Source organism: Azonexus sp. MM2026_4 (assembly GCF_055901855.1).
In genome coordinates this window covers 419348-442423 of the sequence record NZ_CM148380.1, presented here as the reverse complement: position 1 = coordinate 442423, position 23076 = coordinate 419348, and the positions used below count along the sequence as shown (strand labels likewise).

The following is a 23076-nucleotide window of genomic DNA, read 5'->3' as shown; positions in this document are numbered from 1 at the left end:
AAGTCCTGCCCTGCTTTTTTGTCAGCGTCCATGTTCCAGTTCCAATTTCAATCGTTCAAAACCGCCAGATCGCCCGTCCATTAACGCCGGCAGTTAGGCAAAAACACCAATTGGGGCTTGCGGTCTCTCGTTATCTAAAGGTGGATGTAGGTACTTCTGCAGGGGTTTATCGACCGATGTACCCAAAATATATTCGATTGCGTCCTTGATATTCTTCGCCGCATTTGGCGCATCAGCTAAGCCACTAGTAATTGCAGCAACAATTACTAGTGCGCCAACAATGTTTGACCATGACGGACTCGGCGATAAAATTTCTTTCTTTGCTTCATGCAAATAGCCTTCGATTCGTGCTCGATCAGTCGGGGAGATCGAAGTCAGATTTCCTACGTCGGAGAGGGCGCTATCAATTAAATCGAGAACACGATCTGACTTTATATTTGACGGTTTAAAAACCTCATTGTCAGAATTTTCATGATTTGAAAGAAGTTCCCAGCAAATATTGGTCAGACCACGCAACCTCCCCAGATTAATGATTGTTTTGTGGAGAGATACGGGCTCTTCTCCAAAAAGCCCTTTGCTCTTTATGAGCCTTGAAAAATACGGAAGATAAAAGAGCACCTGGTTCGCTAGCGAAAGAGAGGTAGTCAGCGGCTTCCGAACACCTGCCATTCGTACCCGAAGCGCGATTAATGAAACCTGCTCGATCAGTTTCCCATCTGAATCCAAACGTTCCAAATCATGCCCAATTGCGCTATCCATCCTAAACATATACCTCTTGAGCGTAGCAAAATCTTCATCAAACGTTTTCAACGCTTCAAGTGCTCTTTCAGCAGTTGGCAAGGTCAGTGCACGCTGAAAGCCAAAGGTAAGAAGCTGCTCTTCATTGGCAGCTATCTCGATGAAAAACTGCTCAATATTTTCCAGGCGCTCTTTAAACGTATGAACTGTGTACCAATGCATAAAAATATCCTTAATGTCACTCAAATCAGTCGCGACAAGAAGAGCTTTCTAAAGTCCAAAAACTGTCACAACTGACTTTTCGGGAGTTTTTCGGGCCTCGCCCGATTACTTCTCTTGCCTGCCGGCCGCTTACTGCTCGAGCATGTCCCGATATTTGCGCATCTGGCCAAGCAGTTTCCAGAGATCCGCCTCCCACTGGTGGCGATAGGACTGGACGAAATACGCCTGGCCGATATCCGGCTGGTCGTTTTTCTTGGCCTGCAGGAAAGCCTGCAAACCCGGCGTCCGCCCGGCCAGTGCCCGGGCATAGGCGCGCACGAAGGAGCCCTGGTTCTTCAGGCCATCGCCCAAGCCGGCGGCGGTATTGATGAAGCCCATGAAAAGCAGGTTGTCGTGATTGCGCGGCACCGAGTGCAGGAAGAAATCGGGAATTTCGCCCTTCCATTCGAGCAACTGGCGATCGATGAAACCCAGATCCCGTTCGTAGCCGGTGGCGTAGATGATCATGTCGACCTCGACCGTGCTGCCATCCAGGAAGCGCACCTGCTTGCCCTCAAAAGCGGCGACATCACCCTTGGCGACGATGTCGCCATGGCCGACGTAATACAGCAACTGGGAATTCATCACCGGATGCGCGCCATCGAGCGGATAGTCGGGCTGCGGCAGGCCGTAGTCGGTACCGTCGAAACCGGCCAGCTGGAACACCTGTTCGATGTAGGCCAGGGTTTCTTCCTTGCTGCCGAACTTGCTGCCCAGTTCCATCATCCATTGCGGCGTCGGCTTGCCGGCGATGAACTTGGGCTGATAGTAGTAGCCGCGCCGGGTGCTGTGCCAGACGCCACTGGCGTGATGCACGGCATCGACCGCCAGGTCGCAGCCGGTGTTGCCGCCACCGATCACCAGCACGCGCTTGCCGCGCAACTGGTCGGGCGACTTGTAGGCGCCGGCATGGATGATTTCCCCGGTGAATTCGCCGGGATAGGGAATTTCCGGGTAACGCGGTTTGTTCTGCAAACCGTTGCAGACCACCACCAGCGAATAGCAGGCGCTCTGGCTCTCCCCCCAATACAGGCGCCAGCCACCATCCGCCGGTTCCAGACGGGTGATCTCGGCATTGAAGCGGGCATGCTCATAGACCCCGGCATGGCGCGCGAAGGCGCGGATGTAATCGAGCATCTGGCGGTGATTGGGATAGACCGGGTAGTCCTCGGGCATGGGAAAGTCCGGGACCTGGGTGTTGAACTTGGGCGAAATCAGGTGCAGGGACGGATAGGTCTTGCCGCAGGCGGCCGTGCCGTGCCAGACGCCGCCGAAATCGTCGGCGGCCTCGTAGAGATCGAAGTCGATGCCGCCCTCGATCAATTCACGACCGATACCAATGCCGGTCGGCCCGCCGCCGATGATGGCGATCTTGATGGGTAATGTCATACCGATTCCTCCACTGTGATGAACAAATCCGACAAGGCCTCAAGCTGTTCGCTGATCAGGCCCTCCAGGTACAGGCGCGGCCTGCCTTCCAGATCGACCACCTGGACCTGCACCGCCGGGCTCCCCTGCCCGACGGGTGCCAGCCAGATCCACACCTCATTCGCGGCCGGAGCCGCCAGCGCATGCCGCAAGCGTTCCAGGGCCAGCGGCAGACGCAGCCCGGTCCGGCCCTGTTGCTGATCATGGAAGGAGACCAGTTGCCAGACCGCTGCCAGCAAGCGCGGATCGATCGGCAATGCCGGCTCGCCGCCGGGATGGCGCCAGTGCCCACCGAGCCAGGCACCGCAACGGACCACCTGAAGCAGGCCGGAAGCGGGTACAGCCTGCCGGAAGGCGGCGCTGCAATCCTCCGGCGCACTCATCGCCGGCAGCACCGGCCAGCTTTCCTCGGCCCCGCTCGCCTCGCCGAACAGCAACTCGCCGACCTGACAGAGTTCGTCCCCGGCACCGTCAGCGCAAATCCGGTACAGCCAGTCGCCACCTTCCTGCCTCGGCAATACCGTCAGTTGGCGCGCGGTGCCGTTGAGCCGCAGAGGCCGGCCCCAGACCAGGTGACGCAGGCCGGTCACTGGCCGGCCGCTGGCCAGCTCGCCAGCCGCCCGCGCCATTTCCGGGTAGAAGAATCCCGGCGACAGGCGTTCGCCGGCGACCAGAAGCGGATTCAGCCAGGCCTCATCGCCCTGGAAGCTGCCGCTGAAACCGAATTCCGGCCGCTTCTCCAGCAGCGGATGGCTCGGCTGGGCCAGCGGCGCCGGGGCCGTCGCCTTCACCCAATGCCGGTCGCGGGCAAAGGGATAGCTGGGCAAGCGCAGGCGGCGGCGCTGGCCCGCCTGCGGCAGGCGCGCCCAGTCGATGTTGACGCCCTGGCACCAGACTTCCGCCAGGCGTTCGAGGCGACCGGCGGCCAGCCATTTGTCGAGCAGTTCGCGGGCATCGCCATCGCTGGCGAATACCGTCGCCGCCGGGTTTTCGCTGGCGCTGCGGAACACGCCCGACGCCGGCTCGCCGCTGGCCACCGCCCGCAACTGGCGAAGCAGCGCGGCGCGGTCGGCACAGACAAAGGCGGCCCGGAATTCGAAAGCGCTGCGGCCGAGTTGCAGGGTCGAGCAGAAATCGGCCACATCAAGCTCCGGCGCCGCCTCGACGAAAGCTGCCAGAGAAGCCGCCTGGGCCGCTAACTGGGCCTTGCCGCGGGCCGACAGAAGGCACAGGCTGGCCGTCGGCGAGCCGCTCGGCGGCGGTCGGCGCAGCGGATATTCCTCAAGCACCAGGTGGGCATTGGTGCCGCTGAAGCCGAAGGCGCTGACCGCCGCCCGCCGTGGCGTGCCGGGCGGCGCCGGCCAGGGGCGACGGGCGGTATTGACGTAGAAGGGCGAACCGGCCAGCGCCAGGTGTTCGTTCTGCTGCTGGAAATGGATGCTCGGCGGCAGTTCGCCGTGCTCGAGCGCCAGCATCGCCTTGATCGCCCCGGCCACGCCGGCCGCCGCCAGCAGATGGCCGACATTGCTTTTCACCGAACCGATGGCGACCTGGCCGACAGCTTCGAAGGGCGCGAAACCGGCGCGCAGGCCTTCAATTTCGATCGGATCGCCGAGCGGCGTGCCGGTGCCGTGTGTCTCGACCAGGCCAATGCTGGCCGGCGCAATCGCGAAGCGGCGATAGACGGCCTGCAGCAATTCGCCTTGGGCGACTGGATTGGGCGCCGTGATGCCATTGGTGCGGCCGTCCTGGTTCATGCCCCAGCCGCGGATCACCGCCCGGATCGGGTCGCCGTCGCGCTCGGCGTCGGCCAGCCGCTTGAGCAGCAGGACGCCGACCCCTTCACCGGGGACGAAACCGTTGGCCCGCTGGTCGAAGCTGTAGCAACGCCCGTCCGGCGACAGCATGCCGACCTTGCTGGTATCGATGTGCATTTTCGCGCCGAGCATGACGCAGGCGCCGCCCGCCAGCGCCAGGTCGCTGTTGCCCAGCAGCAGGCTGTTGCAGGCTTCGGCGATGGCGACCAGCGAAGTCGAGCAGGCGGTGTCGAGGGCGATGCAGGGGCCGCGCAGATCGAGCAGGTAGGCGATGCGCGCCGCCAGGATGGAAGAAGCGCTGCCGATCAGGCTATAGGCGTTGGTTTCGCTGATCAGCTCGCCATAGCCGCTATTGCCGCTGCCGACGAAAACGCCGCAACGGACGCCGGCCAGCCGCCGGGGATCGATCGCCGCATCCTCGATGGCCTGCCAGGCATGTTGCAGGAAAAGGCGTTGCTGCGGGTCCATCAACTCCGCTTCGCGGGCGGTGATGTTGAAGAAGGCGGCATCGAACAAGTCAATGTCGTCGATTGCCCCCATCCACTTGCTGTTGCTCTTGCCCGGCGCCTGCGGATCGGCGTCGTAATGGCGCGCGATATCCCAGCGGCTGGGCGGAATTTCACTGATGCAATCGCGCCCGTTGGCGATGTTCTCCCAGAACGCCGGCAGATCGCCGGCCATCGGGAAACGCCCGGCGGCGCCGATGATGGCGATCGCCTCCTGATTTGCCGGCCGGGCGGTTACGGCAATTTCAGGCGCCGCGGCGGGCGCTGGCGCGCTTTGCTCAACAGACGGCGCAGTGACCGGCGGCGTGGCCGGCAACAAAGCGCACACCGCGTCGAGCAAGGCGCCGACCGTCGGCTGGGCGTATACGCAGGTCGCCGGCAAGGCGATGCCGAGTTGCTGATTGAGTTTGCGGACCCAGGTCAGGGCCAGGATGGAATCCAGACCCAGTTCGAGGAAACCGTTGGCGTCACGGATCTCGCTGGCCGGCAGCAGCAGTTCTTCGGCCAGCGTACTCACCATGATCTGGCGCAGCGCCTGCCGTTGCTCGACGATGCTCGCTGCGCCAGGCGGCGGAACAGGCTCCACCAGCGGCGCAACGACGGCCTGCGGATTCGCCTCGCTTGCCGGCGTCGGCAACAGGCTCAGCACCCGTTCGAGCAGGCTGCCGACCGTCGGCTGGGCGTAGACGCTGGTCGCCGGCAGTTCGATGCCCAGTTCCCGGTTGAGCCGGCGGATCCAGGTCAGGGCCAGGATGGAATCGAGCCCCAGTTCGAGGAAGCCGGCAGAATCGCCGATCTCGCCCGGGGCAATCAGCAATTCCTCGGCCAGCGTCGTCACCAGCCGCTGCCGAATCGCCGCCCGATGCTCTGGCGCCTCGGGCGCTGGTCGCGGCGCGCTGGCCCCCGGCACTGCGCCAAAACTGCTGGCAATCCGCTCGAGGACGCGGGGATTGCCGATGAAGGTGGTTTCATGCATGGCCAGTTCCCTTGCCAGAACGGCTTCCAGTAGCTCACGCCAGGCGGCCGTGCTGGCGGCCTTGTCGGCCAGCAGTTGGGCGCGGCTGGCGCGGGCCAGACGGCGGGCCGCGGCCAGGGCCCGGGGCAGCACTTCGGCGGCGGGAAAAACCGGCAATGTCGGCAGGCGTTGGGCGAGCTCGCGGCCCTTGTACTGGCGCGCCGAGAACAGCACCTCGCGCCCCAGGTCGTCGCCCAGCCGCAGAGGAAAGACCAGTGTCGCGCCGGCCCCCGGGGTGAAGCCGTACCACAGGTAATTGCTGTGATAGACGCTGTCGGCCGCATACACGGCGCCATCGCAGAACATCCCGAGCGACCAGCCGGCACCGATGGCATGGCCCTGCATGGCGGCGATCACCGGCAGCGGGCAGGCGAAAGGCAGGCTGTAGATGCGTTGATCGGTAAAGTGGCTGTCGCCGCGCTGCAGGCTTTCCAGACCGTCGCGGGTGCCGCCGCAGGCGAAATAGCCGGCATGACCGGTGAGCACCACGACCTTGCAGGCCGGCGTCCGCTCGATCAGGCTGAAGGCTTCCTGCAGGCCGGCCATGAAGGCCGGGGTGAAGGTGTTCTTGTCCTGGCGCTCCAGCATCTGCAGCACGGCGACGCCGTCGGCGAACAAGTCGAGTTGCATCACCGGCGAGCTCAGGGCCAGGCGCTGCCCCGCCCCGGGCGTGAGCGGCGCGGCCAACTCGGCCGCACTGGCGGCAGTGAAATCGAGCTCCCAGGGCGCGGCTGGCGGCAAATCCCTTGGCGCCTGGGGCCCCTGGCGCATGTGCCGTTTCAGTTCGAGCAGGGCCGGCCGCGGCGCGGCGGCGAGTTGCTGCGCCAATTCCCGGGCCGCCGCCAGCACTTGGTCGGCGGCCAGCCGCAGCGGACCGCCGTTCAATTCGCGACCGCTCGCGCCGCGGCCATCGCCCACCAGCCGGTCGGCCGCCGCCTGGCCGAAGCGTCGGCGCAGCAGGTCCGCCGCCACGGGAGGCGCGGCACCGTAGTGAGCGTTTTCGGCGAGCACGAGGAAATCGGCATGGGCCGCCAGCCCGAGCCCGACACCCTGGGCAGCGGACAGCGCCGCAACCACCGGCAAGGGGCAAGTCAAGGGCGCGCTCAGCGCGGCGCTCACCGTCATCGTCAGCGGCGCCTGCCAGTCGCCACTCAACAAGACGACGCGCAACGTCGGGTCAGCGCCAGCGGCATCGAGTGCTTCGGCCAGTTCGCCGAGCAAACCCTGATTCCAGGGACCGATGATCCGCCAGTGCCGCACGCCGTCCTCCGTCCCCAGGCAAAGCAGAGCGGAAGGAGCGGGCGATGCAATAGGCGCGGGCGTGCCGGCGAGGGGCGCCAGAACCACCCGCGCCGCCGGCCGGGAGGTGGCGCCGTCGCGGCAGGCCAGACTGGCCGGGTCGCCCAGGCGGATTGAGCGGCGCCGGCTGTCGATGGCGTCCGGCGCCGCGGTGGCTGGCGCGGGGATGCGCGGGGCGACTGAGGTTTCGCTGCTGGCCGGCGGCGTCACCCAATAGCGCTGACGGGCAAAAGGATAGGTCGGCAAGGCGACTCGCCGGCCGCGGCCGCTCGGGAATTGTTCGACCAGCAGTTCGTCGCAACCGGCCAGGAAGAGCCGGCCCAGTTCGTCGAGGAGCGTCCGGTAACTTGCCGCAGCCGCCTGCCGGGCGTTGGCCAGGCGCGCCGCCAGCGTCTGCGCCGCGGCCTGTTCGGCGGCGCCCGGTGCCCCGGCCCGCTCGCCGCCGAGCGCACCGGAATCGGCCTGACCAGCCAGCCAGCCGGCCAGACGGGTTTGCAGCTCGGCCGGCTCAGCGGCGACCACGACCAGGCGCTGGGCGAAATGCCGACGGCCGACGCAGAGGGTGTAGGCGATGGCCGCGCAGTCTGCCTTTGGCTCACTCGTCAGGTAAGCCAATAAGGCCTCGGCCTGTTGCCGCAACTGCGTGGCGGAACGCGCGGAAAGTGGCAGCAGCCAGGCCGGGGCGGTATCCGGCACGGCGGCAGGCAGCGGTGCTTCCTCGACCACCAGGTGGGCGTTGGTGCCGCCGAAGCCGAAGGCGCTGATCGCCGCTTGCCGGGGCCGGCCCGGCGCCAGCGGCCAGGGCTGCGGCTGGCGGTTGAGGAAGAAGGGACTGGCGGCCAGCGGCAGTTCCGGATGGGCCGGCTCGGCATGCAGGGTGGGCGGAATCTTCTCGTGCTGCAGGGCGAGCAAGACCTTGATCAGACCGGCCACCCCGGCCGCCGTCGTGGCGTGGCCGAGATTGGATTTGATCGAGCCCAGGGCGCACTGCCCAGGCGGCGGATTTGCGCTCTGGAAGACCCGGCTCAGGGCGGCAAATTCGATCGGGTCGCCGAGCGAGGTGCCCGTGCCGTGGGCTTCGACCAGGCCGATTCGGCTCGGATCGATGCCGTATTGCCGGTAGACGTCGCGGATCAATTGTTCCTGCGACAAGGCGCTGGGCGCCGTAATGCCGTTGGTCGCCCCATCCTGGTTGATGCCGGTTGCCACGATCAGGCCGTGGATGCTGTCGCCGTCGGCCAGCGCCTGCGACAAGGGACGGAGCAGCACGGCACCGACCGCCTCACCGGGAACAATGCCGTCCGCATCGGCACCGAAAGCGGCGCAACGGCCGCTCGGCGAGAGCATCCGGGCCTGGTTGGCGTAGCGATAGAAACGCGGCGACGACTGGATGAAGACGCCGCCCGCCAGGGCCATTTCGGAGTCGCCCTGCCACAGGCTGTGACAGGCCAGGTGCACCGCCACCAGCGAACTCGAGCAGGCGGTATCGACAGCGATGGCCGGCCCTTTGAGATTGAGGTGATAGGCAATGCGGGCCGGAATCAGCGAGCAGGTATTGCCCCAGAACGCCTGGCCCGGCGGCTGGTCCTGGAACAGTTCCTGGTAATCGCCATGGGCGCAGCCGACGAAGACGCCGCAGCGCCGCCCCTCGATCGCCGCCCCGGCATGCCCGGCATGTTCCAGGGTGTGCCAGGCCTCTTCGAGGAAAAGGCGCTGCTGCGGGTCCATGTAGGTGGCTTCGAGGCCGGAGATATTGAAGAAGCGGGCGTCGAACTGCTCGATACCATCGATGAAACTGCCGTGATTGCACCAACTGTCCGGCGCCGCATCGCGGTAGAACGCCGCCAGGTCGAAACGGCTGACCGGGCGCACCAGATCGTCGCCGGCCAGCAGGTGTTGCCACAACTGCTGGGCGTCGTCGGAAGCGGCAAAACGACCGCTGAAGCCGACGATGGCAATCGGCTCGCGGCTGACCGGGGCCGAGTGTTCGAGCCGCGCCGGCGCGGCAGCAATCGGCGGGAGCGGACTGAGCGAACGTCGATCAGCGACCAGCGCGGCGGCCAGTGCCGCGCCGCCCTGGCGCTCGAGAAAGGCGGCCAGTTGCTGCACGCTCGGGTAATCGAAAAGATCGGTTTGCGCCAGGCGCACGCCGAGGCCCTGGCGCAGGCGGTCGACCAGCTCGGCGCCGAGAATCGAATCAAGGCCGTAATCGGCAAAGGGCTGCGTCGCATCGATGCTGCCGGGTGCGACATTGAGGGTCGCCGCCAAGGCTTCGATAATCCAGCGACCCGCGCCTTCGCCGCCGATCTCGGCCGGGCTCGCCGCTACTTGCCGGGGTGCTGACGGTGCCAGCTCGCTGGCGCCCGGCGCCGGCCGGGCAAATGCTGCGCCGGGCCGTTCCGCCGCCAGCACCTGCTGCCCGAGCGCGTGCTCGGCCGCACTGCTGCCGCCGACCCAGCGCAGGCCGACAGTTTCAATCAGGCGCCGCCAACTGGCCGGGGTCAGGGCCGGCGAACCGGAAATGCGCCATTCGGGATCGGTAAACCGCCACCAGCCGTCGAGCAGCCCGAAAGTCAGATGGGTGAACAGGGTCGCGCAACTGGTTTCATTGACCAGCAACAGGCCGCCGGGCGCCAGCAAGTCGCGCACGTTGGCCAGGGTCTGGCGCATCTCGCGGGTCGCGTGCAGGACATTGGCGGCAATCACCAGGTCGTAGGCGCCGGGCTCGACATCCTGGCCGGCCAGCGGTTTTTCGACGTCGAACAGGGCGGTGCGCAGTTCCGGATGGCTCGCCCGGAAATGGCGCTCGCCATGAATCAGGAAGGCCCGCGAAAGGTCGGTGTAACGGTATTCGGCAATCGCTTCCCGGTACGGCGCCAGGGCCGCCAGCACGGCCTGGCTGGTGGCGCCGGTGCCGGCACCGATTTCCAGGAGGCGCAGGCCGCTGCCCGCCTTGGCGGCGCGGCGCTGACTGACGAAAGCCGCCGCGGCCTGGGCCAGGGTCGCGTTGAAGCGGGCAGCGACGGCATTCTGTTTGTAGACCGCTTCGACCCGTTCCATGCGCCCGGCCGGGAACATGACGCTGGTCGCGGCTTGACGGTTGGCGAGGATGTCCGGCAAGGCGCGCAGCACCGTGTCGACCAGGCGAATCTGGGCGAGCGGTCCGCCGGTCGTTGCGACGCGCGCCTGATAGGCGGCCCATTCGGCCCAGGCGGCCGGGGCATCGCCAACCGGAAGCTTGCCGTGCGAGGCCAGCAGCGCATTGAGCGCCGACTGCCAGCGCTGCCAGTCGGTGCCGACCTCGATGCCCGGCAAACAGGCGGCGAGCAGGCGGGCCAGCTGTTGCTCGAGTTCGTCATGCGCCTGCTGCAGCGCTTCCCGGCCGGGCGGCTCGGCAGCCAGGGCGCGGACCAGCGAGGAACCGGCCTCGTCCAGCGACGGCAACCAGTAGCGCTGGCGGGCAAAAGGATAGGTCGGCGCGCTGATGATGCGGCTTGGCCGCGAGCGCGGCAGACGTCGCCAGTCGATATCCAGCCCCTGCACCCAGAGGCCGAGTACGCGTTCGATCTGGCCGGTGGCCAGCCAGCGTTCGATCATCTCGAGCAAACCGGGTTCGCCCGCCAGCAGGCCGAGGGTGGCGCGCTGGGCACTCGCCGATCCCCGGCAGACACCGGCCACCGCTTCGCCCTGCCCGGCCTGCAGCCAGGCTTGCAGGGCGGCGAGCAATTCGGCCGTACTGCTGGCCGGGATCGCCAGACGCTGCTCCATGGCCTCGCGACCGATTTGCAGGGTCCAGGCCAGATCGGCCAGCTCCAGCCCGCTCGCGGCGGCCGGGGTTGGCGCGCGAATCCCGGCCGCCACCGGCTCGTCGAGCGCCTCGGCAATCTGGCCGATGCTCGCCAGGCCGGCAAAGTCGGCGATGCTCAAGGGCTGCCTGAAACGCTGTTCCAGCGCCCGGTACAGGGCATGGCGGTGGATCGGCTCGAAGCCGTAGGCGTCCAGCGCTTCATCGACATCGAGTTCGCTGGCATCGACGGCGAGAATCTCAGCGACCAGGCCCCGGACCTCGTGCCTCGCCGACGACGCCCGGTCCTGCGGCGCTTGACTGGTGGCGAGCAGGAAATCGTGCAGGCCCTGGGCGATTTCCCGCAGGCGCTCGTCGTCGCGGGCCGAAAGAATGATCGCCTGCGGCATCGACGCGGCCGCTGCGAGCGGCTCGGCCGGCTGCGGGAAGGACGGTGTCGGCCATTCCTCGACGATCAGATGCGCGTTGGCGCCGCCCGCCCCGAAGGACGAGACGCCGGCCAGCCGCGGCGCCCCGGCAAGCGGCGGCAGCCAGGCGGAAAGCTCGCGCTGCAGGCGGAACGGCGTCGCGGAGAAATCGAGATTGGGATTGATGGTTTCGGCGTGCAGGCTGGGCACCAACTGCCGATGCCGCATTTGCAGCAGCACCTTGGTCAGGCCGGCGATGCCGGCGGCGGCTTCGAGATGGCCGATCCCCGATTTCACCGAACCGAGCGCGCACTGCCCGGCCGGCAGCCCGGCGCCGAAAGCCTGGACCAGGCCGTTGAACTCGATCGGATCGCCCAGTTCGGTCCCCGTGCCGTGGGCCTCGAGATAGCTGATCGCCCGGCTGTCGACCCCGGCCTGGCGCAGCGCGGCCTGCACCACGGCAGCCTGGGCGAGCGGGTCGGGCACCGTGTAGCCGGCGGTCCGTCCGCCATGGTTGACGGCGCTGCCGCGAATCAGCCCATGGATGCGGTCGCCGTCGGCGAGCGCCCGCGACAGCGGCTTCAAGAGCAGGCAACCGACCCCCTCGCCCGGCACGAAACCCTTGCCGGCCGCGCCGAAACTGCGGCAATGGCCGTCCGGGCTGAGCATGCGCGCGGCACACAGGGCGGCGTAATTGTCCGGGTGCAGATAAAGATTGACGCCGCCGGCCAGCGCCACTTCGCACTCGCCGCGGCGCAGATGGGCGCAGGCCTCGTGAATGGCGGTCAGGGACGAGGAGCACATGGTATCGACCGGCAGGCTGGGGCCCTTCAGGTCCAGGCAATAGGAGACCCGGTTGGCGACGCTGGCGAAGGATGTCGTCGGCCGGACCCGGGCGCCGTTCTCGCTTTCCCAGGCCCCATGCAACTCGTAACCGGTCTTGCTGACACCGACGAAGACACCGACCTTCGACGCATGCTGGCTGGCGAAACGGTGCCGGGTGTAGCCGGCATCCTCGCAAGCCGCCCAGGCCTGCATCAGGAACAGGCGTTCCTGCGGGTCCATGGCCGCCGCCTCGCGTGCCGAGATGCGGAAAAAGGCCGGATCGAAATCGGCAAAGCCGTCGAGGAAGCCGCCCCGCCGGGCATAGCTCAGGCCACGGGCGACTGCGCGGTCCGGGTCGGGATCGTGAAAATCGTCCACCGCCCAGCGCTCGGCCGGTATCTCGCCAATGCTCTCCCGCCCGGCCACCAGGTTGGCCCAGAATTGCGTCAGGGTCGGCGCTTCCGGATAAGCCCCGCTGATGCCGATCACGGCGATGGGTTCAGACGGCCCGAGGCCGGCCACGGCGGTATCCACGGGGACGCTGGCCGGCGCTGGGCTACCCTCTACCAGGGTGTCGACTTCGCTCAGCCCGAGCCAGCGCCGGCAAGCCGCGTCGTGCCGTTCGGCAAGGTGCGCGGCAACCTGGGCCAGGGTCCGGTATTCGAAGAACAGGGTTTTCGACAGGCTGCCGAAATGCTCGCCCAGGGCCTGGTTGAGCTTGTTGATCATGAGCGAGTCGATGCCGTAATTTTCCAGCGGCTCATCCAGCAGGATCTGCGCCGCCGACAAACCGGCGATCTGCCCGAGCAAGCCGCCAAGGGCCACGCCTACGCGATGCCGCAGGAGATCGGCGGCGTGATTTCCGGCTTCCGCTAACCGAGCCGGCGGTGTTGGCACGCTGGCGCCAGCGGCGATCCCGGCAGCCTGCTCGAAAAACGCCCGAATTCGCCGGCCATCCCCGGCCACCACGGCGACTTCGGGCAAGCCGCTGTGCCAGCAGGCGTCGAGCGCCGCCAGGCCGGCCGCCGTGGTCAGCGGCCGTTGCCCCATGCGTTCGAAAAAGGCCTGCTCGCCGGCCGCACTGACGCGCATCCCGCCGTCCCGCCAGAGCGGCCAGTCGATGGCCTGCACCGGGGCGCCGCGCCAGTGGGCGAAGGCATCGAGAAAGCCGTTGGCCGCCGCATAGTCGGTCTGGCCGGCATTACCGACCGCCCCGGCCAGCGAGGAATAAAGGAGAAAACAGTCGAGGCTCAGGCCCCGGCAAGCGCTGTCCAGGGCGAGAACTCCCGCCACCTTGGGCGCCAGGACGGCCGCCAGTTCCTGCGGGGTCTTGCGGATTAAGGCGCTGTCACGGTGAATTCCGGCACAGTGGATGACCCCGTGCAGCGCCCCGTGCTGGTGCAGGATATCCTGCACCACGGCAGCGACCGCCGCGCCATCGCTGATCTCGACTTGCCGGTAATCGACGACCGCGCCGGATTGGCGCAAATCATCCAGCGCCTGTTGGCGGGCGCTATCGAGCCCCCCGCTGCCCAGCAGAATCAAAGTCGCGCCCGGTGCCTGGGTGACGATCTCGGCCGCCAGCAGCCGGCCGAGCGCGCCCAGGCCGCCGCTGATCAGATAGACTCCAGCGGCCCGCCAAGCCCGGCGGCCCGCCAAGCCCGGCGGCAACTCACGCCATCCCCGGACCTCTCGCCGGCCCGCCCGATAGCGAACCTGGCACGCCTGCGCCTGACCGGCTTCGGCCGCCAGATGCGCCAGCACTTCGTTGGCCGCCATGGCGCCGGGCAGCGCGACGACCTGCCCGACCAGGCGCGGATTTTCCGCCGAGGCGCTGGCCAGCAAGGCGCCCAGACCGGCATGAACACTGCGTTCGTCGTCGGCCGGCACGAGCAATTGCAGCAGCAATGGAGCATCCAGGCCGGCCCGCATTTCGCCTTGCAGGGTTTGCAGCAGCAGATTGGCCAGCGCCTGGTAGCGTTCTCCCAGATCGCCGTTCAGGCGTGGCACGGCGATCAGGCCGGGGGTGCCTTCCGGCAACGCGAATTCGCAGGGCATGATCAGGCGCCGGGCGACGGCCGAAGCGGCAGCGCCGACCGGCAAGGGTATTTCCTGCCAGTCGGGCGTCAGCAGCACGGTCTCGTCAGGCGCGGCGGCGGCCGGCTCCGCCCCCATGGGCAACCAATAACGGGTTGCCGCGAAATCTTGCGCCGCCAGGGGCTGACGCCGCGGCGGGAGCGTCCCGGTGACGTATTCCTCGAGCACGACGTGGGCATTGCTGCCGCCGAAACCGAAGCTGCTGACCCCGGCCCGCCGCGGCAGACGCTGGCCCTGCGCGTCGACCGGCGACGGCCAGGGCTGGCGTTCGCGCACCAGGTAGAAGGGACTTCCCGACAACTCGATATAGGGATTGATTTCGGCGCAATGCAGGCTGGGCGGCAAGGTTTCGGCCCGCAGGGCAAGCAGCACCTTGAGGACGCCGGCCAGGCCGGCCGCGGCTTCGAGGTGGCCGATATTCGATTTGACCGAGCCCAGCCCGATATGCGGCGTCGAAACGCCCTCTTCGAGCTGGGCATAGGCCAGGCGCAGGCCGTTGATTTCGACGGGATCGCCGAGGCTGGTGCCCGTGCCATGGGCTTCGATGTAACCGATCGAAGCCGGCGGGATACCGGCCATCGCCTGGCAGATCAGCGCGGCCTGGGCCTTGGTGTTGGGCGCAGTCAGCGAACCGGCATGACCGCCGTGATTCTCGGCGCCGCTGGCCAGCAGGCCGAGAATCCGGTCACCGTCCGCTTCGGCTGCGCTGCGTCCCTTGAGCAGCAACGCGATGACGCCCTCGCCCCGGACATAGCCGTCCGCCTCCCGGGAAAAGGTCTTGCAGCGCCCGCTCGGGCTCAGCATGCCGGCCTGCCAGGGGCCGGTGTAGCCTTCGATGGCCAGCGCCAGATTGACCCCGGCAACCAGCGCCATACGACAACGGCCGCTGCGGATGGCCTCGGCGGCACGCAACAGGGCGACCAGCGAACTGGAACAGGCGGTATCGATCGCCTCGCTCGGGCCATGCAGGTCGAGCTGCCAGGATATCCGGTTGGCGACCATGGCCAGGGAGTTGCCGGTCGCCACATAGCCGTCGCTGTCGACCCCATGGGCCTGCAACAGGCTGCCATAGTCGCGACCGCTGACGCCGACGAAAACGCCGGTTTCCGGCGGCAGTTCGTCAGGCCGGTAACCGGCGTTTTCGAGGGTCCGCCAGACGGTTTCCAGGAGCAGGCGTTGTTGCGGGTCCATGCGCTCGGCCTCGTGCGGCGAGGTCTTGAAAAAGGCCGCATCGAAACAGTCGATATCGCGCAGGAAACCGCCCTGCAGCGGGAAGCCGGCGGCCAGCAGGCGTTGCCGATAAGCCGCGGGATAGCGTTCGAGCGGCAGCTCGCCGACCAGGTCGTCGCCGGCCAGCAAATGCGCGAAGAAATCCGCCGCATCGCGGCAACCCGGCAAGCGCGCCGCCAGACCGATCACGGCAATGCCGGCGGACGGCTGGCTGGGCGAAACCGCCGGAACGGCGAGGCTGGCCGGTAACGATTGCCGGAATGCCGGAGCGGCCGACGGCGAATCCGCAAGCGCGGACGCCGCGCCAGGCGCGACGCCGGCTTCGTCCAAGGGCGGCAGGCGCAGGGCCAGCCAGCCGGCCAGGGCCTCGATATGCTCGCATTCGTAGAAAATCGCCGGAGTCAGGCTGCAGCCGTAGCGGCCATTGATTTCATTGGCCAGGCGAGTCAGCGAAATCGAGTCGAAGCCCAGATCGTAGAAAGGCGAACGGGGGCTGATGTCGTCGATCCCGAATTTCAGCAGTTGCCCGACCAATTGCCGCAGATCGAGGCAATAGCCTGCCTTGGCCACCGCGTTTTTCGCCGAATCTGCAGCAGACTCTGCCGCCATAGTGTCCGATGCCTCGAGCGCCAATGTCCGGCGCGATGCCGGCACCATGACTGCGGCGATGGCCTGGCCGACTGGCGCCTGCGCCGGCTGGCGCCGCTGCAGGCGGCTGGCCGAAGCCAAAGCCAGACCGAGCAAGGCGGCCACCAGCCGGCCGCCGGCATCGAGGAAGAAGGCATCCCACTGGCCGGGCAGCGCCGCCGGTCGCAACAGCAACTGGCTGGCCTCACCCTCGGCCAGATGGAGCCGACCGAGGCCCGCCAGCGTCCCTCGGCTGGCCGACGTTTCGCACAGCAGCAAGGCCTGCCAGAGGGCGCCGAGCAGGCGCGGCGGCAACAGCAGTTCGCGCTTGAACCAGTCCTGCTGCGGATGATGCTCGCGCAACTGGCAGAGCACCCCGCCCTGCGGCAGATGGCGTACCGTTTCCACGACCTCGAGATAAGGCGAGAAGCGCCATTGGGAAGCAGCCAATTGCGCGTAAAACTGTTCGCCGCTCAGTGCCTCGCCGGCCACCCGCAGCGCCTCCGGCCCGGGCCCGGCAGGAAGCGCGCCCCCCGGCGCCTGCACGCGGCAACCGGCAAAAGGCTGACTGAGGCCGGAAGCCAGTTCCACCGTCAGCTCGATTTGCCCTCCTTCTTCCGGCGCCACGAGCGTCGCCGATAGCGTGCTTACCGCCGACCAATCGACCGCCTCGCCGACTTCCAGGTTGACCAGGCAAAAACCCGGCGCGCAACCGGCCAGACGAGCCACCGCCGCCATCATTTCGATCACCGCGGTCGGCAGCAAGCGGGGCTGGCGGGCCTCGGTGTAGACGTAATCGAGCAATTCGTTGAGGTAGATCGGCGTCCGGTAACGCAGCCCCTGCAAGTCGGAATGGTTGCTGCCGACGAAGGGATGCAGTTTCCGGGCGGCGCCGAGCGGATGGACGACCGACGGCGCATCCGGGTACTCCTGGTACCAGCAGCGCTGTTTCTCGAAGGGATAGGCCGGCAGCGACAGGCGACGCGGCCGCTCGGTGCCGTACAGTGCCGGCCAGGCGATGCTGACGCCCTGACTCCACCACGCCGCCAACTGCGCCAACTGAGCCTGGGCCAGGGCTTGTGCGAGTTGCGCCGGCTCGACCTGCGGGTCGCAATCGAGAATGCTCGGCGTATGGAACAGGGGCGCCTCGCTGACACCCGCCTCGGCCGTCAGGAAAGCGCGCAGGCGCTGCAGCAGTTGCGCCTGGTCGGTGGCGACCAGTGCCAGGCGACAGGGCAGTTCGTTGCGCCCGACCTGCAGGGTCCACGCCAGATCGGCCAGCGGCAGGCCCGGCTGCGCTTCGAGATGGGCACAGAAACGCTCGACCACGGCCCGCAGCCGGTCGACATTCATCGCCGAGAAAACGAACAAGGCCGCTTCGCCGGCCCGCGCCGGCGAAGGCGCCGGCCGGTATTCCTCGAGGATGATATGGGCGTTCATGCCGCCCGCGCCAATCGAGGTGACCCCGGCCCGTCGTGGCCATTCCTGCCCGGCGGCATCCTTCTTGCGCGGCCAGTCGCTCAATTCCCGCTGCACGTAGAACGGCGTCCGGGCGAAGGGGATGTTGGGATTCAGGGTCGCCGCGTGCAGCGACGGCACCAGTTTGCCGTGCTGCATCTGCAACAGCACCTTGACGATGCCTGGCAAGGCGGCGGCACCGAGCAGATGGGCGACGTTCGACTTGACGGTACCGAGCGGGCAGACCTGGGGCTGGCTGAAGTAAGGGCCATAGGCCTCGCTCAGGGCCTTGACCTCGATCGGGTCGCCGAGCGCCGTGCCGGAACCATGGCCCTCGATGTAGCCGATGCTGGCCGGCTCGATACCGCTGTCCTGCAGGGCCTTTTCGATGGCCACCGCCTGCTGGCGGGGATTCGGCACGGTGAAGCCGTTGCGCACCCCGGCATTGCTCACGGCGCTGCCCTTGATCACGCCATAGATGTGGTCGCCATCGCGCTCGGCATCGGCCAGCCGCTTCATGACCAGGGCGCCGACGCCTTCGCCGAGAATCGTTCCTTCGGCGCCGACGCCATAACCCCGGATCACTTCCGCGCTCTTGCTGGTGAAATGTTCCTGCGAGGTGGCAATCAGTTTCTGCGGGTGGAGCAGCAGGCTGATGCCGCCGGCCAGCGCCATCCGGCTGCGCCCGCTGCGCAGCATGTGCACGGCTTCATGGACGCAGGTGGCGGCGGCCGAACACATGGTGTCGAGGAAATACGACGGTCCGGTGAAGCCGTAGTAATACGACACCATGTTCGGCACCGTGCCGGTGTAACTGCCGCTGGCCAGCGAACCCCGCTGCAGCATGTTCTGGAAGCCGTACAGGTTGTAGTCGTTGGTCATCGAACCGACGATCACCGCGACATCGCCGCCGTAATCGCGCTGCAGGGTTTCCCGCGAATAGCCGGCATCCTCGAAGGCCTCGACGCAGGATTGCAGGAAAAGCCGGACCTCGGGCGACATCAGTTCGGCTTCGGCCTGGGAAATGCGGAAATAGCGGGGATCGAAGAGATCGATGCCATTCATGAAGGCGCCGGTCTGGACCACCGTCTTGCCCAGCACGTCGCGTTCCGGATGAACCAGCGCCTCGTGGTTCCAGCGTTCCGCCGGGTAGCGCCGGAAGCCGTGCAAGCCCTGCTCCAGCATCTGCCAGAAACTTTCCTGGTCGTCGGCCCCGGCGACATGCAGGGAAAGCCCGACGATGGCGACGTCGTGCTCGCCGAGCGCCGAGGATTCGACCGGGCTGGCGGCGGCGCTTTCGGGGATTTCGTCGATCGTGCCGGCCGGCGCGTCATGCCCGCCGAGCAGCGCGCTGAGCGCCGGACCGTGGCTTTCCAGCAAATGACCGGCGACGCCGTCGAGATCGACATATTCGAAAAACAGGGTTTTCGCCAGCGGACCGAGGGAAGCCTCCATCCGGTTGGTCATTTCGACGATCACGATGGAATCCAGGCCGTACTCCGCCAGTTGGCGATTGGCCCGGATGCGCGCCGGGTCCATCTGGATCAGTTCGCCCAACAGGTCTTTCAGCCAGTCGATGACCTGCGGGCGCAGCGACTCCAGGGCAAGGACCCGACGATCCTGCCCCTCGGCGGTCTGCGCCTTTGCCGCGGGCGCCGGTTCCGGCAAAGCGGCGCCATAGTCGGCAAGAACCTGGTGCAGGCGGGCCGGTAGCCCGTATTGCAGGGTCACCCGGGCCGGCGCCGGCGCATTGAGCAGGCGCCCGAAAGCCGCCAGGGCAAGATCCGTAGGCAAGGGCAAGCTGCCGAAACGGCGCTGCAGGGCCGCGCCCGTCACCGCGTTGACGCTCATTCCGCCTTCCGCCCACAGCGGCCAGGCCACGGCCAGCGTCCGCCCGTGGCCTTGACCGAGCGCGACCTGGCGCTGGCGCCTGGCGGCCCAGGCATCCATCAATGCATTGGCCGCGGCATAGCCGCTCTGTCCGGGGTTGCCGAAGGTGGCGGCGATGGAAGAACAGACGACGAAGAAATCGAGTTGGCAATCCCGGGTGGCCGCATCGATATTGAGCAGGCCCGCCACCTTGGGCGCGAATACCGCATCGACATCCGCTGCCTGCTGCTGCAGCACATAAGCGTCACGCAGGACGCCGGCGGCATGAATGATGCCGCGCAAGGGTCCGATTTCACGCTCGATCCAGTCCACCGTTTGCGCCACCTGTCCGGCCTCGGCGACGTCGCAGCGACGATAATGGACGCTCGCCCCGACCGGCAGTTCCGGCCCGGCTTCCGCCTTTCGGCCGGAAACAACAATCCGGCGCACACCGCGGGCCGCCAGCCAGGCCGCGAAATGCCGACCGAGCCCGCCCTGCCCGCCGCTGATCCAGACGACGCCATCGGCGGCTGGCAGGTGACCAGGCTCTTCCGCTAGCGCGATGGCCTGCGGACGGCAAACGCTGCGCTGGTCGGCGGCGTCGTAACGCAGCTCGCTGAAGCTGTCCGCGCGCCCGGCTTCGCCACCGACGATCCTGGCCAGGCGTTCGGCGGTGAGCGGCCCATCGATACTGAGCACCGCCCCGGAAAATTTCGGCTGCTCGGCGGCCATGCTGCGCAACAGGGCGGCCAGGGCCGCGCCGGGCAATTCGTCGGTCCCGGCCGGCAGGAGCAGCAGCCACTGCTGGCGGGTCTTGCCGCGTTCGGCCAGGCGCGCCTGCAAGTCGTCGTGGAGTACGCCGAACCAGACCCGGGCAGCCTTGCCGGGATCGTCCAGGGCCGGCAGCACGCTGACCGGCAGAGCACTCAGGGCGGCGAGTTGATCGGCCAGCCCGGCCAGGGACGGTGCCAGCAGCAAGCGCGTCTGGCAGGTCGCTCGCGGTGTCGCCGCCGGCAATGGGCAGGCGACCCACTGTGGCGTCGACAGCAGCAGTTCGGGAACATCGGCTTGGGCCGACATCAGGCGCAACGCCAGTTCATGAAAGCGCAGACAGACCTTGCCGGCGCCGTCGCAGAGCGCAATGTCGAAGCGGCGCAGGCTGCCGTCGCCATTTCCGGGAATCGGGGTGAGCAAAGCCCACATCGATTCCGTACATGCCGCGCGCACGTCAACCCGGCGACAGGCAAAGGGCACGGCCGCGCCGGCCAAGACCTGGCCGTCTTCCTCAAGCCCGATCCAGGCCTGGATGGCGCCATCGAGCAGAAGCGGATGCAGCAGGAAACTGCCCAGACTGGCGCGCAACAGGCGCGGCAATTTGAGGCTGACCAGCAGATAGCCGGCACCACGGTAAATGCCGGTGACAGTATGGAAGTTGGGCCCGTGCTGCATGCCGGTGGCCTGCAGACGGGCGTAAAGCGCCTCGGGCGCCAGGCGGCGGCTTGCCCGCTCCCGCCAGTCGGTGAGATCGAGAATCTCGCTTGCGCCCGAGGTCGCCGGCTCGATATGGCCCTGGGCATTGATGCCCGAGCCGCCCTGGTTTTCGATGGCAAAAGCCAGTTGCTCGGGGGCCGATGCCGGCGGCTGCAGACGGATGCCCACTATCACGGGCGATTCGCCAGCCGGCAACGGCCGGCTCCAGACCAGATTGTCGATATGCAGACAACAGGCGCTTTCGCCTTCCCGGCCCGTGGCCAGGGCCCAGGCGGCGCGCGCCATTTCGAGACAGGCCACGCCAGGCAGGATCTGCACGCCGCCGACCCGATGACCGGCCCAGAAAAACTCGCTGCCGGTGAAACTCGCCTGATAGGCCTGGCGGCCCAGTTGCGAGACATTGCGCTGCACCAGCGGATGCATGAAGGGTTCCGGATCCTTGGCGCCGAGCGAGAGATCCATCCAGTGCCGCTCGCGGGCAAAGACATAGCTCGGCGCGTGGATGCGCCGGGGCAAGGCCGCCGCGTAGAGCGAGCGCCAATCCACCGCGGCACCGGCCAACCACTGTTCGGCTAGCGGCTCAGCCGGGGACTCGGCGGCGTCTTCAGTCCTTGCCGTGGCGCGCCAGACCCTGGGGTCACCGATGCCCGCGAGGCAAGCGGCCAGCGCGGCGACCAGATCGGCGCGATCATCGACCCGCAACAGCAGGCGACAAGCCATCGCCTCGCGGGCACTTTGCAAGGTCCAGGCGAGATCGGCCAGACGGACGTCATGGGCGGCGACAAAATCGGCCAAGGCCGCCACATTGGCCAGCAGGCGCGACTCGTCGCGGGCCGACAGTGGCAGCCAGAAGGGACCGTCGAACTCGCCGGATGCGGGAAGCGGCGGCGCTTCTTCGAGCAGGACATGGGCGTTGCTGCCGCCGAAACCGAAAGCGCTGATCCCGGCCCGGCGGGGCTGCGCCGCCTGCTGTGGCCAGGCCCTCAGCGTGCTCTGGATGTGGAAGGGACTGCCGGCCAGATCGATCAGCGAATTCAACCGGGCAAAATTGGCATTGGCCGGCAAGGCCTGATGGCCCAGGGCGGCGATCACCTTGACCAGGCCGGCGACGCCGGCGGCCCCTTCAAGATGGCCGATATTGGTTTTCACCGAGCCGATGCCACAACTGGCGGCGATCGGCGCCCGGCCCGCTTCGCGGTAAAGCTCGGCGAAGGCCTGCTTGAGACCGGCGATTTCGATCGGATCGCCGAGCGGCGTTCCCGTGCCGTGGGCTTCGATATAACTGATGCTGTCCGGCGCCACGCCGGCTTCGCGGATCACCCCGGCAATCAGTTCGGCCTGGGCCTGCGGATTGGTCACGGTCAGGGAGTTGGTCCGCCCGCCGTGATTGACGCCGATACCGCGAATGACGCCGTGAATCGGATCGCCATCGGCCTGGGCTTGCGCCAGGGGCTTGAGCAGCAGCATGGCGCCGCCCTCGCCGCGCACATAGCCGTCCGCTCCCTCGTCGAAGGCCTGGCTCTGACCGCTGCGCGACAACATGCCGTTTTTCGAGAAGGCGACGAAATGGTTGGGCGACCAGATCAGGTTCACCCCGCCGGCCAGGGCCAGCTCGCATTCGCCGCTCTGCAACGCACGTACCGCCTCGTAGACGGAGGTCAGCGAAGCGGCGCAGGCCGTGTCATTGGCGATGCTCGGACCGCGCAGGTCGAAAAAATGGGAAACCCGGTTGGCGATGATCGAGAAGGCAATCCCGGTCGGCGTATAGGCATCGACCTGGGCCAGGTGCTTTTCCAGCAACTCGGCGTAATCCCAGTGGCAGACGCCCATATAGACGCCGGTCCGGGAACCGGCCAGGGCACTGGCTCGGTAGCCGCCATCCTCGATCGCCTGCCAGGCGAGTTCGAGGGCGAAGCGTTGCTGCGGGTCCATCCAGGCGGCTTCGCGCGGCGAGATATTGAAGAAGGCGGCATCGAAGCAATCGGCGTCCTCGACGAAACCGCCCCAGATGCTGCTCGTCTTGTTGCCCTGGGCCGGATTGCCGCGCAGTGCCGCCTTATCCCAGCGCCGGGCCGGCACTTCGCTGATCAGCGAGCGGCCGGCCGCCAGATGCGACCAGAATTCGTCAAGCGATCCGGCGCCCGGCAAGCGTAGCCCGACGCCGATAATGGCGATGGCTTCCCGAGCGACCGCAAGGCTCATG

General features: G+C 67.2%; 3 protein-coding genes. All 3 read right to left on the bottom strand.

Annotation, left to right across the window (positions count from 1 at the left end; all coding sequences use genetic code 11):
• Nucleotides 1–93: 93 nt before the first annotated feature.
• Entirely contained in the window at nt 94–960 is an 867-nt protein-coding gene (locus tag AC0KWY_RS01960; RefSeq protein ID WP_474027982.1) for a hypothetical protein, read from the bottom strand.
• 129 nt (nt 961–1089) lie between these two features.
• Nucleotides 1090–2388, bottom strand: coding sequence for a flavin-containing monooxygenase (locus tag AC0KWY_RS01955; protein ID WP_474027981.1), 1299 nt, complete (start codon nt 2386–2388; stop codon nt 1090–1092).
• Nucleotides 2385–23075, bottom strand: coding sequence for an SDR family NAD(P)-dependent oxidoreductase (locus tag AC0KWY_RS01950; RefSeq protein ID WP_474027980.1), 20691 nt, complete (start codon nt 23073–23075; stop codon nt 2385–2387). The genes AC0KWY_RS01955 and AC0KWY_RS01950 overlap by 4 nt, the downstream gene beginning before the upstream one ends.
• Nucleotide 23076: the final 1 nt, after the last annotated feature.